The 15,968-nt window shown below is 60.4% G+C and carries 7 protein-coding genes; 2 read left to right on the top strand and 5 right to left on the bottom strand.

Translation table 11 applies throughout. The features are described 5' to 3' along the window. Positions 1–78: 78 nt before the first annotated feature. The 5 genes from infB to HSW_RS23135 form a co-directional block, all read right to left on the bottom strand. Positions 79–3,183, bottom strand: coding sequence for a translation initiation factor IF-2 (gene infB / locus HSW_RS19390; RefSeq protein ID WP_044003363.1), 3,105 nt, complete (start codon positions 3,181–3,183; stop codon positions 79–81). 124 nt (positions 3,184–3,307) lie between these two features. After that, positions 3,308–4,600, bottom strand: a complete 1,293-nt coding sequence (gene nusA / locus HSW_RS19385) for a transcription termination factor NusA (protein WP_052346641.1) — start codon at positions 4,598–4,600, stop codon at positions 3,308–3,310. A 143-nt stretch (positions 4,601–4,743) separates the two neighbouring features. Further along, positions 4,744–5,217 carry a ribosome maturation factor RimP gene (locus tag HSW_RS19380; RefSeq protein ID WP_052346640.1) on the bottom strand — a complete coding sequence of 158 codons (474 nt, stop codon included), beginning with the start codon at positions 5,215–5,217 and terminating at the stop codon, positions 4,744–4,746. Positions 5,218–5,331: 114 nt separating this feature from the next. After that, complete coding sequence (locus tag HSW_RS23140) at positions 5,332–9,219, bottom strand: DUF7948 domain-containing protein (protein ID WP_052346639.1); 3,888 nt, start codon at positions 9,217–9,219, stop codon at positions 5,332–5,334. Between the two features lie 88 nt (positions 9,220–9,307). Next, a complete protein-coding gene (locus tag HSW_RS23135) occupies positions 9,308–12,790 on the bottom strand; it encodes a DUF7948 domain-containing protein (protein ID WP_052346638.1) in 3,483 nt (1,160 codons plus the stop codon). A 133-nt stretch (positions 12,791–12,923) separates the two neighbouring features. Between HSW_RS23135 and HSW_RS19365 the strand changes: the two genes are divergently transcribed. Both HSW_RS19365 and cysS read left to right on the top strand, forming a co-directional pair. Continuing rightward, complete coding sequence (locus HSW_RS19365; protein ID WP_044005162.1) at positions 12,924–14,057, top strand: endonuclease/exonuclease/phosphatase family protein; 1,134 nt, start codon at positions 12,924–12,926, stop codon at positions 14,055–14,057. A gap of 248 nt (positions 14,058–14,305) precedes the next feature. Then, positions 14,306–15,853 carry a cysteine--tRNA ligase gene (gene cysS, locus HSW_RS19360; RefSeq protein WP_044003361.1) on the top strand — a complete coding sequence of 516 codons (1,548 nt, stop codon included), beginning with the start codon at positions 14,306–14,308 and terminating at the stop codon, positions 15,851–15,853. Positions 15,854–15,968: the final 115 nt, after the last annotated feature.

The raw sequence follows: 15,968 nt of genomic DNA, 5'->3' as shown, positions 1-15,968 counted from the left end.
CACAACGCAAATCGGCCCCTACCTGTGGAGGTAGGGGCCGATTTGCGTTGGTAGGAAAAGTGAAAGAACAGACGGTGCTTACAGCGTCCGTTTTACTTCCTGCTCTTCGAAACCTTCAATATTATCATTCTCCTGGAGGTCATTGAAGCCTTTCAGCGAGATACCGCATTCGTAGCCTTGGCGTACTTCCGACACATCGTCTTTGTAGCGCTTGAGGTCCTGGATTTCGCCCGAGTACACCACAATGCCATTGCGCACGAGGCGAACCTTGGTTTTGCGGGTGAACGTGCCGTCCGTTACCATACAGCCGGCAATGGTGCCCACTTTGGTAATGTTGAACACCTGACGAATCTCAGCGTTAGCTACCACAACTTCCTTCACCGTCGGGGCCAGCATGCCTTCCATAGCATCCTTCACCTCGTTGATGGCGTTGTAGATAATCGAGTAGAGGCGGATGTCGATCTGCTCCTGCTCGGCCAGCTTGCGGGCACTCTGCGAGGGACGTACCTGGAAGCCGATGATGATGGCGTCGGAGGCCGAGGCCAGCAACACGTCGGTTTCCGAAATGGCCCCCACGCCTTTGCTGAGGATGTTCACGGCTACTTCCGGCGTGCTCAGTTTCAGCAGGGAGTCGGCCAGTGCTTCCACCGAGCCATCCACGTCGCCTTTCACAATGACGTTGAGTTCCTTGAACGAACCGATAGCCAGACGGCGACCAATTTCGTCCAAGGTGATGTGCTTTTTGGTGCGCATGCTCTGCTCACGGGCCAGCTGCTGACGCTGGGTGGCCAGTTCGCGGGCTTCGCGCTCCGTTTCCATCACCTGAATCTTGTCACCGGCCTGGGGCGCACCTGTCAGACCCAATACCTGCACCGGAGTTGCCGGGCCGGCCTGTTTCATCTTCTTGCCCCGGTGGTCGGTCATGGCCTTCACGCGGCCGAAGTGCGGCCCCGCCAGTACCATATCGCCCACTTTCATGGTGCCGGTCTGCACCAGAATGGTGGTCACGTAGCCCCGGCCTTTATCAAGCGAGGCTTCGATAACCGTACCTACCGCGTTGCGGTCCGGGTTGGCTTTCAGCTCCAGAATCTCGGCTTCCAGCAGGACTTTCTCCAGCAGGTCGTCGATACCAATACCGGTTTTGGCCGATACTTCCTGGCTCTGGTACTTACCCCCCCATTCTTCCACCAGCACGTTCACAACCGACAGTTCTTCGCGGACCTTATCGGGGTTAGCGCCAGGCTTGTCAATCTTGTTAAGTGCAATGATGATAGGCACCCCAGCAGCCTGAGCATGGTTGATGGCTTCCTTCGTCTGCGGCATTACTGAGTCGTCGGCTGCTACCACGATGATGGCAATGTCCGTCACCTTGGCACCACGGGCACGCATAGCGGTAAATGCTTCGTGACCCGGCGTATCAAGGAAAGTGACGCGCTTACCCGATTTGGTCATTACGTCGTAGGCCCCGATATGCTGGGTGATACCGCCGGCTTCGCCTTTTGCCACGCTCGCACTTCGGATGTAGTCAAGCAAGGAGGTCTTACCATGGTCGACGTGACCCATAATGGTCACGATGGGAGCCCGCGGCTGCAGATCCTCTTCGTTGTCTTCAATTTCGATGGTGGTATCCTCTTCCTCAGCGGACAGGAACTCCACATCGTAGCCAAACTCGTCGGCAATAACCGTAATGGCTTCGGCATCGAGGCGCTGGTTGATGGATACGAACATGCCCATGTTCAGGCATACCTTAATCACATCATTCACCGATACATCCATGAACGACGCTAGGTCGTTGGCCGAAATAAACTCGGTTACTTTCAGCGTTTTGGCATCTAGCTCGTTTTGAGCCCGCAGAGCCTCGCGGTCCTCCGCGGCCATGTTGCGCTTATCGCGGCGGTATTTGGCGCGGTTTTGCTGCTGGCCACCACGGCCACCACTGAGCTTCGCCAGCGTGGCCTTGATCTGCTCCTGAATCTGTTTGTCGTTCTGCTCAGGCGTAAGGGCCGGAGCCGGCTGACGGTTGCCACCGCCCTGCTGACCGGGGCGGTTTCCGCCGGGACCACCCGGACGGTTTCCACCGGGGCCGCCGGGACGGTTGCCGCCCATCGGACCAGTGCCGGTGGGGCGGTTGCCGCCGCCCTGCTGGCCAGGCCCGTTAGTGGCACCACCCTGTTGGCCGGGGCCTGACATGGGAATGCGCTGACGCTTCTTTTTATCGGCACCGGCACCCAGGCCGCTCTTGCGCACATCAGATGAGGCAACGGGACGAGCCCCGCGGCCACCACCACCACCACGCCGCGACGAATCAAGGGGAAGCTCAATCTTGCCGAGCACCGTCAGACCTTTCAACTGATCGGCTTTAGCTACAATGGTGCCTTCTTCCGTGGCCTCGGGAGCCGCTGGAACAGCTTCCGGCGCGGCGGCCGTCACGGCTGCTACTTTCGGAGCTTCAGCTACCGGCGCAGGCTTGGGTGCTTCCGGGGCCTTGGGCGTTTCAGGAGCGTCAGTAACCGGAGCAGCGGGAGCCTTGGGAGCTTCCGCTGCTTTGGCTAGCTCAGGCATCTTGGAGGCTTCAGCTACCGGCGCGGGAGCCGACTTGGGAGCTTCCGGCACTTTAACGGGCTCGGGAGCTTTGGGAGCTTCTGCTGCCGGTGCAGGCTTAGGGGCCTCGGCTGCAGGCTGAGGAGCGGCCGGACGCACTGGGCGGCCTTTGGCATCCAGCTCAATTTTGCCGAGCACTTTCAGGCCCGGTACCCGTGCCGGTTCCTCAACTGGCGTGGGGACCGGTGCGGGAATGGGAGCGGGAGTTGGCTTGGGCACCTCGGCTACCGGAGCCGGCTGGGCCGTGGGGGCAGAAACCGGGGCAACCGGTTTAACGGCCGGAGCAACTGGTGCCGGGGCCGGTTTGGCGGGTTCAGCCGCGCGGGCATGGGCGGCCTGAGACGCTGCCGCTTCCAGCTCGCTCTGGCGCTTGGCCTGACTTACTTTGGCAGCCTCCATTTTATCCTGCGCCGACGACGCAAAAGCCTTCTCCAGCAGGGAAACCTGCTCGGACGACAGCTTTGTCGTGGGTTTGTTTTCGATGGAATGCCCTTTTCCCGCCAGAAAATCCACGATGGTGGATAATCCAACGTTCAGGTCTTTGGCCGCCTGATTCAGCCGTTTGGTTGCTGCTTCCGCCATTCTATGCTCGCGAACGATACTCTTATCTTGGTGCAAAGGTACTAACTTAAATCTTGCCGGGCGACGTTGAAATCAGGCCACCCGGCTCAATCTCAACGCCCTTGCCGTACCGGCCGCCGCGCACTCATTGCGCGGCGCCGGAATTTGGTGCTTCTTCTTGCTGTTCTTCGTCGGCGCTGTCCTCAAATTCCTGGCGGATTACGCGGAAGAGTTCTTCTACGGTTTCCTCCTCCAGCTCGGTGCGGCGCACGATGTCTTCTTTGCTCACGGCTAATACGGACCGGCCGGTGTCGAGGCCGATTTTCTTCAGCTCCTCCAAAATCCAGCCTTCAATTTCGTCCTGGAACTCGTCCAAGGCAATATCTTCCTCAAAATCACCGGCGTCGCGGAAGACGTCGATTTCCATGCCTACCAACCGCGAAGCCAGCTTGATGTTGGCGCCGCCCCGGCCAATGGCCAGCGACACCTGATCGGGCTTCAAGAACACCGAAACACGACCGGTTTGTTCGTTGATTTTCATCGACGTGAGCTTGGCCGGCGACAAAGCCCGGGCGATGTACAGCTCCAGGTTATCGGTGTAGTTGATGATGTCGATGTTTTCATTCTCCAACTCACGCACCACGGCGTGGATACGGGAGCCTTTCATACCTACGCAGGCACCAACGGGGTCAATACGCTCATCGAAGCTTTCCACGGCCACTTTGGCCCGCTCGCCGGGCTCACGCACGATGTTTTTGATGCTGATGAGGCCGTCGAATATTTCGGGTACTTCCTGCTCCATGAGGCGCTCCAGGAAAGCGGGAGCAGCGCGGGAGAGGATGATTTTGGGCGTGCCGTTTAGTACGTCCACACGGTGTACCACCGCCCGGATGCTGTCGCCTTTGCGGTAGCGGTCCTTCGGGATTTGCTCGCCTTTGGGCAACACCAGTTCGTTCTCGTCCTTATCAAGGATGAGGGCTTCGCGGCCCCATACCTGATAGACCTCGCCTACCACTACTTCACCGACCTGGTCTTTGTAGGCCTGATAGAGGTTGTCGCGCTCCAGGTCTTTTACGCGCTGAATCAGCGTCTGGCGGGCCATAAGCACGGCACGGCGGCCGAAATCTTCCAGCTTCACCTCTTCGGCTACCTGCTCGCCAATCTCGAAGTCGGGCTCAATCTTCTGGGCTTCAGCCAGCGGAATCTTGTCGAAGTCCCAGATATCCTCTGAGTTATCGTCCACGATTTCGCGGTTACGCCAGATTTCCAGGTCGCCCTTGTCCACGTTCAGAATCACGTCGAAGTTAGAGTCGTCGTCATACTTCTTACGGATCATCGTGCGGAACACTTCCTCCAGAATGCTCATCATCGTGGGCCGGTCGATGTTTTTCGACCGGGCGAATTCGGCAAACGATTCAATCAGGACGTTGCTGTTCATATAAACGCTGATTTAGACTGATTTTTTTGGTTTCACAGCTTCCTGCAGATGATTTTCAAGGAGTTGTTGTCAGGTTCCCAGTAGCTGGAGTAGCCGGATCAGGAGAACAACAAATCTGAGAAATCAATGCACGTTGGTGATACTTATTTAAACGAAATGACCACTTTGGCCTCGTTGATATCGGTGAAGGGAACCAGCACGGGAGGCAGGATCTTCTTCTTGCTTTTTTCTTTTACTACTTCAGCCAACTGAATGCCCGTGGCTTCAGTCGCTTCCAGGGTACCGGTCTTCTCGGTGCCATCCTGGAGTTTAAGGGCCAGTGTACGGCCGATGTGGCGAGTATACTGGCGCGGGTCACGTAGCGGCAGATCGGCTCCGGGCGACGTGACTTCCAGCGTGTAGCTAAGCTCCTCACCGTATTCCTCCTCGATGCGGCGGGCCAAACGACGGCTTACCTGCGCGCACTCGTCGATACCCAGACCCTGTTCCCCATCGAGTGTGACGGTGACTTTGGGGCGAATGGCATCCGACACGGCCAAATCCACGACAAACAGGTTGCCGTTGATGGGCAGGCTGCTCTCAAGGAATTCGGAAAGGCGGGCGCGGTCAAGTTTCATAGGCGAGGCAACGGGTGATAAAAGAAAGAGGGGACTATCCGTCCCCTCAGTTCGTGTTGTAGCTTACTGGTGCAAATATACGATAAGAAACCGCCAAAAGCAAGCCTCAAACCCTCAGCGCTGGATGGTAACCCATCCTTTAACGGCATGGCCGTCGGGAGTGCGCAGCAGGTAGTAATACACGCCATCGGGCAGGCCGGCTCCATCCCAGTTATTGAGGTAATGGGCCGCTTCAAAAACCTTGTTGCCCCACCGCGAAAATACCTGCAGCTGCCCCGGGCAAGCTGTGCGAACAACGAAAAACTGGTTCTTATCATCGTGGTTGGGAGTGATGATGTTAGGCGGCAGCTCAGTGGCAATTACCTCCACGGTGGGCAGACTAGCGGTTTCAGTGCATCGGCCGGCATTGAAGGATGTAGTGACTCGTGGCTGATAGGTGCCGGCCTGGGTGTACGTGTGCGTGACGGTGTTGCCGGTAATGGCGGGGGTACCGTCGCCAAACTCCCAGCTGGAGGTTGGGGCACCGCCACTGAAGGTGAGTGTAAGCGGGCTCAAGCGGTTTTCGGGGCAGCCAGCGGGCGTCCATACGGGGGCAGTGGCCGGGGGGGCTGCTATGCTCACGCGCCGGGAGCCGGTATTCAGACATACGCCAGGAACGGTGTAGGTCAGCGTGCTGCTTCCGCTGAAGCTCACTGAGGGTGTGAAAACGCCATCAGGCGTAATGCCGGAGCCGCTCCAGGTTCCGCCGGCCGGAGTGCCACGCAGGCGGAACGGGCGGGTAGTGCCGGGGCAGAGCAGAGTGTCGGGGCCGGCGTTTACGCTGATGGGGGCGCTGACGGTAACGGTGATGGTTCCGGTGTAGTCACAGAGGCCGCCGCCGGTACGGTACAGGAGCGTGTGCGTGCCAACTCCGGCCAACGAAGGGCGGAAGGTGAAGCCCATACTGCTCGGTCCCTGTACGCCGGGGCCGCCCCAGTAAGCCACGCTCGGCAGGAGTATTGGCGTTGTGTTGGTGGTACAGTAAGCGGGCAGTACCGGGGGAGTGAAGGTGGGCACCGGCAGCACGTAGGCCTGCATCGTGCTGCTGCTGGTGCAGCCCCCGGGTGCGGTAACCGTGTATGTAAGCGTCTGGATACCCAGTAAGCTGACTGTTGGGGTGAAGGTGAATCCCCCGGTCACTGACGTGGCAACACCAGGCCCCGTCCAGACACCACCTGCGGGAGTACCCGTAAGCGCCTGCGGCCCGGCTCCGGCGCAGACGTTAAGGCTGGCCCCGGCAAAGGCTTGGGTTACCGTGACGGTTCGAGTGGTTTGCAGACGGCAGCCACTGGCATTGACGGTGTACACCAGTGTGTGCGTTCCGGGGCCAGCCAACGAGGCAATGAATAGGTTGCCGCTTACGCCCGGCCCGGAAAAGGTGCCGCCCGCTGGGGTGGCACTCAGCGTCACCGGAGCCGGGTTGGTCGGACCCAAGCAGAAGCTGGTCTGGGCCGGAGCGGTAAAGGTAATGGGGGGCGACGGAACCACTGTGAGGCGAAGCGACGAAACCCCGCCGCACGGCCCCACGCCGGTAACGGTGTAGGTAAGCGTTTGGGTGCCCAGCAATGCCTGGGTAGGCGTAAACACGAAGCCCGCCGCCACGGACCCCGACACGCCCGGCCCGGTCCAGATGCCGCCGGCCGGGCTGCCTTGCAGCGGGACCGGGGCGGAGGCCACGCACACGGTCTGGTCGGTGCCGGCTACTACATCAACGGTTTCAAAATTGAATTTGAAAGCGGCATTGTTGCAGTTAACGCTGGCATTAAAGGTCGAATAATAGCCGGCTCCCGGCGGAATAGGCCAGCTGCTGGAGCCGCCGCAGCCCCCGCATACGGCCTGGTACACTACTCCGCGCGGATCGAAACGGGAAGTGCCGCCATCTACGTGGTCCTGGCTGGTACCCCCGAAAAAGGTAGCGTAATCGAGGTTACGGGCCCCGGCGGAGAGTTGCAGCAGGTAAAAGTCGCTGCCATCAGTGGTGCGCTGCGTGGCGTTAGTAGTGGTAGGCATGCCCAGTACGTTGCCGTTGCCGTAGCCGACGTTGTTGCCCCCGCCCCAGCCGCTCACGTAAATTCGCTCACACTGGTCTACCAGAAACGCCGTGGGCGAGAGGTCGATGGTTGCCCGGCCGCTGCCGAAAGTGGTAGCAAACTCGGTAGTGGTCAGGTCGGCGTTGAACTTGTGAATGAACTGGCGGCTGTTGGCCACGCCGTAGCGGTTGCCCACGGTAGGGTAAGCACCCATCGTCTGGCCCAGCAGGTATACGCCGCCGCTTTGGTCAAGCTGCACAAAATAGGCCTGATCATAAGCCGACGTGCCCACCACCGTTGCTTTTTCTAGTACCGAGCCGGAACTGCTGATGCGGGCGACAAACCCATCGGCGTCGCCCCGCTGGGCGGGCTGCACGGTGCCGGGCGTTACCGGGAAGTTGGGGCTGGTGGTACCTCCGGCTACGTACAGCCGACCGGCCGCATCGAGTTGCAAGGAGTAAGCGGCATCTGGTTGGTTGCCGCCCAGCTGACTGCTCCATACTACTTGGTCGAGGCTGGGCGTGAGCTTGGAAACTACCGCGTTGAGGCCGGGGGTGTAGGGTTGGAAGTTATTGCGCGCCGGGAAATCTGAGGAAGAGGTATTTGAGGCCAGGTACACGTTGTTCTGCGCATCCACCAGAATATCCCCCCGAAACTGGTCGCCGTAGTTGCGCAGCAGGTTGAAGCCGAAGCTGGTATTAGGTAGCACGCCTTCGTTGCCGGCCCCGCCCAGGTACGTAGACGCCACCAGCCGGGAGCCATCGGCACTGAGCCGTACCACCGCCAGATCGGACCCCTCGGGCATATTGGAGGGAGCGTAGCCGAAAAACGGATTGATGGCCGAGCCCCCGTTGAAGGTGCGGTCCAGCGCGCTGGCCGTGACAGGGAAGTTGTTGGAACCGGTAGCCGCCAGGATCAGCAATTCGCCCAGACTGTTTACAACCAGACTCTGCGGAAAATCGGCCCCGCTGCCGCCCAGATAGGTGGCCCACACCCGGGCGGCCGGGCCGCGGGCCGTTGTGTTGTACTTGATGAGGGCAATATCGGTGGCACCGGCAAACTGCGTGCTGTACGCGCCCGGACTGGTAGGGTAGCCCAGCGCAAAGACGATGCCGCCGGAGTAGAGGTTGCCCTGCTGGTCGTAGGTGGCCGTGAAGCCCCAGTTATCGGTGGCAGAGCCGGTAAACGTGGAAAATACCACCGTCGGGTCGATAATCAGCGGCCGGCTTGAGTCGTACTTGCCCAGATGGAAGCTTACTTCCTGGTTGTGTAGCACGTAGGCGCAGGGCACGGCTTGGCGCTGGCCATTGGCATTCAGCTGCCACGCTTTGGGCGCTAATTCCCGTAAGGTTCCTACCGAGGTCTGGATTTCCAGGTGGCCTTCGGGCGTCAGGCGTAGCGCATCGGCTCCGTGGTAGCGCAGCCGGATGGTAGCCGGCCGGGCCTGGGGGGCCAGCTCGAAATCGTATTCCAGCTGTTGCTGCTGGTTTTCATAGAACTTTACCTCAACCCCGGGCCACACGTTGCGGTACTGCAGCTGCCGGAACCCTGCTACGTGCGTGGCCCACTGGGAAGGGTCGGAGCCGCGCAGGTAGTTGCGTATTTCCCCGGTAGCTGCCGACGGCAGCACCACGGGCTGCGCGGCCTGCACAAACTCCACCCGCAAGGCATGGACTCGGAAGGCTTCAGGAGTACTTCCCGCGCGGGGTGTAGCCGTATGCGGGTGCGGAAAGCCGGTAGTGAGGGCATAAGTAAGGCCGCCAGGCTCCAGGAAAAGCCGTCCACCAGGCACATCCGCCGCGTACAGGACGGGCGCCGGCCACTGGCCTTTGTTCTCGATAAACTCCAGGTGCCGGTCGGGGGTAGGGGCACTGGCCCGGGCCAGCAGATTAGGCAGCCATAACAGGCAAACAAACAGATACAATTGCTTCATATACGCAGCAAGCCGGATAACAGTAATAGCAGCAAAGCTACACGTTATCCGGCTTGCGTTTGCCTGTTCCAAGGCATTAAACTGGTATTTATCGTTGCACTGTTACCCAGCCTTTCACGGTGCGGCCCTCGGCATCTTTAAGGTGATAATAGTAGAGGCCATCGGCCAGCGCATCGGCCCGCCAGTCGTTACGGTAGTTATCGGTTTCGTACACTTTATTCCCCCACCGCGAGAATACCCGCAACGTAGCGGGTCGGCAGCTAAAGCGCGGAATGAAGGTTTCGTTTTTGTCGTCGTGGTTGGGCGTAATGATGTTGGGCACGAACACCTCGCCTACCACCACCGGCACAAAGCTGGTTTCTACGGTGCAGTTGGCGTAGCGGGCCGTGAGCTTCACGGAATAGGTACCGGGGTTTTCGAACAGATGCACCGGCTTCTCCTCCGTTGATGTGGGACTGCCGTCACCAAAATCCCACACGTAGGTGCCGCCCGTCAGCACGGGCTCAAAGGGACAGTTGAAGGGAGCCAAGCCGGTATACTGCGGAAAGCTGGTACACTCCGGCACACTAAGCGGGAAGTTGACGGCGGGGGAAGGGGCCAGCAGTACCTGCCGGGTGTCGGTAGCGGTGCAGCCGTTTTCCGTGACGGAGTAAGAAAGTGTGAAAATGCCGCCGCGCAGGTTGGTATTGGGTGGGGTGAATAACCCGCCCGGCGTGACGCCGGTGCCGCTCCAGGTACCCCCGGCCGGGGTGGCTCCGGTAAACTGCACCGGCTGGGTCTCATACGCGCAGAAGGTAAGGTTGGGGCCAGCCTCGGGCTGAGGAAGTGGATTGACCACTACGGTACGAGTGGCGGTGCCGCACCCCAGCGTATCGGAGTAGGAGTAGGTGAGGGTGTGGGTGCCCGCCCCGGCCTGTTGCGGGTTGAACACGTTGCCGGTCAATCCTTTGGTGGTACTCCAGGTGCCACCGGCAGGCGTGGCCTGCAGGGTTACGGGCGCTCCATTGGCGCATTGCGGCGGTACCGGACTGATGTTCATGGTCAGCTCTGGCGTCACAATCATGCGCAGGGGCCGGGTGCTCCGGCAGATGCCGGTTGTCTGCACGGAATATTGGAGAATATTACGCCCCACCAGGGCCGCAGTGGGCTGAAACTGGAAGGTGCCGTTGCTGAGTTGGGTAACGCCGGGGCCGGTCCAGGTACCACCGCTGGGCTGCCCGCCTAACACCACCGGCGCACTGCCCACGCACACGTAGCGGGTAGGCCCTGGGTCGGCAACCACCAGCCCGAAGCTTATGGCGAAGGCGGCATTGTTGCAGTTGGTGCTGGCGTTGGTGGTGGTGTAATAGTTGGCGCCGGGTGGGCGCGGGAAACCCTGGGTACCAGTGCACCCGCCGCACACGGCCTGGTACACAACGCCTTTCTTATCGAAGCGCGAAGTGCCGCCGTCCACATGCTCGCCTCGCCCGCCGTTTTCCCCGAAGAAGGTAGCATACTCCAGCCCCGTCATGCCCGCCCGAAACTGAGCCAGGTAGAAGTCACTGCCATCGGTAGCAGCCTGCACGGCATCGGACGTGACTGGCAGGTTGCGGGTGGAGCCGCCGCCGAAGCCGGCGTTGTTGATGCCGCCCCAGCCGCACACGTATACCCGCTCACAATCATCGACCAGAAAAGCCGTGGGCGAAATGTCGTATCCCGACAGCGCAGAGCCGAAAGTGGTGCTGTACTCAGTGGTACTGAGGGTTGCGTTGATCTTATGAATAAACTGGTGCGCTCCTCGGATACCATACCGGCCCAGGGTAATGGGGTACGCATTGGAACTGGTCTGGCCCAGCACGTACACGTCGCCGCTGGCGTCCAGCTGCAGAAAAAAGGCCAGGTCGGCGGCGGCGGTGCCCAGGTACGTAGCATAGCGCAACGCGGTGCCGGCCGGAGTCAGGCAGACCACAAAACCGTCCCGTCCACCCGATGCCTGCGGCTGCAACGCCCCCGTCACGGTAGGGAAGTTGGGGCTGTCGGTGGTACCGGCCACGTAGAGGTGCCGGTCGGCCGTGAGCTGGACCGAGAAGGCCGCATCGGCCCCGCTGCCACCCAGATAAGTGCTCCAGAGTAACTGGTTGAGCAAACGCGGCAGTTTGCACACTACCGCATCGGAAGTGCCTTGGCGGGTGGCCTGCACGGGCTGCGCCGTTGGGAAGTTGTTGCTCTGCGTGACAGAAGCTAGGTACACGTTATTGTCGCCATCGGTGAGAATATCTCCCCGGAATGGGTCACCGTAGTTATTGACCAGGTTGAGGTTCAGCCCGTCGTTGCTGGTGCCGCCCAGGTACGTGGATGCCACCATGCGGGAGCCATCGGCACTGAGGGTGGTCACAAATAGGTCGGAGCCGTTGCTGTAGCCCATCGGAGTCGTGAGCCCGCCTCCCAGCGGATTGACGCCGGAACCGCCCTGGAAGGTGCGTTGCGCGGCCCCGGCCGACACCGGGAAATTTCCCGAGCCGGTGGTGCCCAGAATAACTAATTCTCCTAGGCCGTTTACTACCAAGCTATGTGGCGCATCGGTATTGCTGCCGCCCAGGTAAGTAGCGTAGATGCGCGCGGCCGGCCCCGAGGTGGTCATGCGGTACTTTATAATGGCCACGTCACCGGCCCCGGCAAAGGAAGTCTGAAAAGCCCCCGATGAGGTTGGGTAGCCCACCCCAAACGCCACGCCGCCTGAGTACATGTTGCCCTGCGCGTCGTATGTCGCCGTGAAGCCCCAATTATCGGCCGTAGAGCCGGTAAACGAAGAAAACAGCACAGTAGGGTCGATGGTAAGCGGGAGCTTGGAGTTGTAGCTGCCCAACACGAACCGCACCGTCTGGTTACGCAGTTCGAATCGGCAGTTCACGGCCTTTCGCTCGCCGGACGGCAGCGTTTGCCAGGCTCTGGGGGCCTGTTCCGTTACGTTGCCCACGGAGGTCTGAATCAGCAGGTGGCCTTCCGGGGTGAGGCGTACGGCTTCGGGGCCGGTGTAGCGCAGCCGGATATTGTCGGGGCGGGCGCCGGGGGCCAGCAGGAAGTCGTATTCCAGGTGCTGCTCCTGATTTTCGTATACCTGCACATCAATACCAGGGTACACTTTGGTGTAGTGCACCTGCCGGAAGCCGTGTACTTCGCTGGCCCACTGCTGCGGGTTGCTGCCCTGGAAGTAGTTGCGGGTGCCGGCCGTAGGCTGCTGCGCCTGCACCACCGCCTGCGCGTTGCCGCCCTCAAACGTAACCTTGTAGGCGTGGCCGCGCAACGGTGCGGCCGGTTCCGGCTGGCGCGGAGCCGCCGGGCCGGCCTCGTGCTGATGGGAGTTGGCCGCCAGGGCCGCCGGGTCCAGAAAGGAATAGGTGAAGCCGCCCGGCGTGAGGTAGAGCCGCCCCCCGGGCAGCTCGGCCTGGTAGCGCACCGGCGCGGGCCACTGGCCTTTGTTCTCCACAAATTCCAGGCTTTTATCCGGCTCCGGAGCCTTTGCCGGGCGCGGCGCGGCCTGCAGAAAAGCCGGGTATAAGAGCAATAAAATCAGGGTAGAAAGTCGGGGCATACACGCAATGAATAAAGGAAAATAAAGGTACGCAACGCAGCGCGCAAAACTCAGGCCACTTACCGGGGCGGCGGGCTGCTGCGGAACGGCTACCTTTGCCAGCCTGATCAACTCTGCCTCTGAAAGGTTGCCTGTGCGTCGTTCGTTTGCCTTTAAAAGTACCGTGTTGGTAATGGGATGGGTGCTGGCGGCTATTGCCTGCGCCCAGATTCCGGCCTACACCTTCTGGCCTGCTATTTTCGGGGCCCTCACGCTGCCGGTAGCCCTGGCCCTGAATCTGCTGCTGATAGGCTACTGGCTGTTGCGCCGCTGGCCAGTAGCCCTCCTGCCACTGGCTCTGGCGGTACTTACCTGGCCGCATTTTCAGCGGGGGCTGGCGCTGCACCCGTTGCGGGTAGCTCCGCAGGCTGCGGGCGGGGCAAGTGGCCCCATTGTGAAGGTGCTGTCGGCGAATGTGCGCATCTTTAATGTGTACCCGCAGCTGCGTAATGAGGGGCTGCAGTCGTCGCGGGCTATGATTCAGTGGCTACAGGAAAACCCGGCCGATATTCTGTGCCTGCAGGAGTTCTACAACGAGCCCGCCGGGACCCGTAGCCGCGACGGGCAGGTGTTCCGCAGTATCGAGAAAATCGGGCGCGACGCCGGGCGGGAGGCGTTTCTGTCCAAAACGCTTACCAACAGTGCCGGGGCCGAGTTTGGCATGGCTATGTTCTCGCGTTTCCCCATCGTTAATAAAGGCACCATCCACTTCGGTAAGCTAACGCAGAACCACGCCATGTGGGCCGATGTGCAGCTGCCTTCCCGCGACACCATTCGGGTGTACAGCTTCCATCTGCAGAGTATGAGCATGGATGAGAAGGACATTGTGGACAGCTACTCCAGCAAGGCTGGCCTCAAGCAGAAAGGCGTAGGGCTGCTGCGCCGATTTAAGCGTGGAGCCATTGCCCGACACTGGCAGGTGGATACGCTGGTGCGCCGCTTCGAGCGGTGCCGCTACCCCATTCTGCTCTGCGCCGACCTCAACGACGTGCCCTACAGCTACAGCTACGACCAGCTGGCTGACCACTTCCAGAACGCCTGGGCCACCGTGGGCAACGGCGTGGGTAGTACCTACAACGGCCGCCTGCCCTTCGTGCGCATCGACAACCAGTTTGCCAGCCCCCGCTTTACTGTCAACGACTTCTGGGTCCACTACGAAATACCGTATTCTGACCACTTTCCTACCACAGCCACTTATCAACTGCAAAAGGCGGCAGCCAAGCGCTAAATATTCTGTTGTTATATACTGTTTGGTTGAGCCTACATACTGAATGCTGAACTTTATAGACTGCACACCGGAAGTTTTGTACTACTTGTGCTGGGTTTAAAACTTTGTTACCTGTTTTTTAGCGCATTCTGCCGCCGTTCTGCCCGCAACGCGGTTATGCAAGGCCGATGCCGCGCTGGCTGCCGGTTCGGGTTATAAAATCTGTGCCCTCCACCCATTCTGCAAAAACTGCGGTTACTTTTGCACCCATGCAGCACCCACTTTCGCTCTACAACACCCTTACCCGCCGGAAAGCCCCGTTCGAACCCCTCAATGCGCCCTTCGTAGGGGTGTATCTGTGCGGCCCTACGGTGTATAACGAGGCCCACGTTGGCAACGCCCGCGGACCAGTGGTGTTTGATGTGCTGACGCGCTACCTCCGCCACCTGGGCTACACGGTGCGCTACGTGCGCAACATCACCGATGTCGGCCACCTGGAAGGCGACGCTGACGAAGGCGAAGACAAAATCGGGAAAATTGCCCGGGCCCAACAGGTAGAGCCAATGCAGGTAGCCGAGGGCTATACTAACCTCTACCAGAACCATATGGAGGTACTGGGCTGCCTGCCTCCCGATATCACGCCCCGGGCCAGTGGCCACATCATCGAGCAGATTCAGATGGTGGAGGAAATCATCAAGAACGGATTTGCCTACGAGTCCAACGGCTCAGTGTACTTCGATGTGCCGGCGTACAACGCGGCCGGCCGGGGCTACGGCAAGCTCTCCAACCGCGTGGTGGAAGAGCTGCTGGCCGGCTCCCGCGATAACCTGGCCGGTCAGGAGGAAAAGCGCAGCCCCTTGGATTTTGCCCTTTGGAAAAAGGCCGATGAGCGCCACCTCATGCGGTGGTCCTCGCCCTGGAGCGACGGATTTCCCGGCTGGCACCTGGAGTGCTCGGCCATGAGCCGCAAGTACCTCGGGGCCGAGTTCGACATTCACGGCGGCGGGCTGGACCTCATGTTTCCCCACCACGAGTGCGAAATTGCCCAGAGCCAGGCCTGCAACCACCCCACCGACGAGGCCCGGGTGTGGATGCACAACAACATGATTACGGTGAACGGGGCCAAGATGAGCAAGAGCCTCGGCAACTTCATCACCATCAGCCAGCTCTTCGACGGCAGCAACGCCACGCTGGCCCAGGCCTACTCCCCCATGACGGCCCGGTTCTTCCTGCTGCAGGCTCACTACCGCAGCACCGTAGACATTACCGACGAGGGCTTACAAGCGGCCCGCAAAGGCTACCGCAAGCTCATGAACGGCCTGCGTCTGCTGGAAAAACTGCGTGAATTCAGCCTGTCACCGGACGTTATCAGGGCCCGCACGGTGGCTCCGGTGGCCGAAGGCAAAGCCCCCGATACTGCCGCTGCCGACGCAGAGTTGCAGAAGCTGGTGCAGGACTGCTACACTGGCCTCAACGACGATCTGAACACCGCCCGCGCCATTGCCAGCCTGTTCAATCTGTTGCGCAAGCTTAATGGCTTTGCCGCCAACCCGGCTACGCTGGCTACGGTGAGTGCCGCCGCCGTGCAGGAGGCCACCAATGCCTACCAGACCCTGGTGCAGGACGTGCTGGGCCTAGTGGATGAGCCCCGCGCCAGTGCCGAAGACCTGCTGCGCCTCACCCTGGAGTTCTACCAGGAAGCCAAAGCCACCAAAGCCTACGACAAGGTAGACCAGATCCGGGCCGCGCTCAAGCAGCAGGGTATTGTGGTGAAGGATACCAAAGCCGGCGTCGACTGGGCGTACAGCGAGGAGTAAAAAGGTGCGTCTGAACGTCATGCAGCGGCACCGCCGAAGTATCTCGCCCGGGCGTAATAGTTTCTATAATTGCCATTGCAACAGCAGCACGCACTATGCTTCGGCGACGCTGCTG

The organism is Hymenobacter swuensis DY53 (assembly GCF_000576555.1).
Taxonomy (GTDB): Bacteria; Bacteroidota; Bacteroidia; order Cytophagales; family Hymenobacteraceae; genus Hymenobacter; species Hymenobacter swuensis.
The sequence above is the reverse complement of the archived record's forward strand: the minus strand, read 5'-3'. Positions and strand labels throughout refer to the sequence as shown.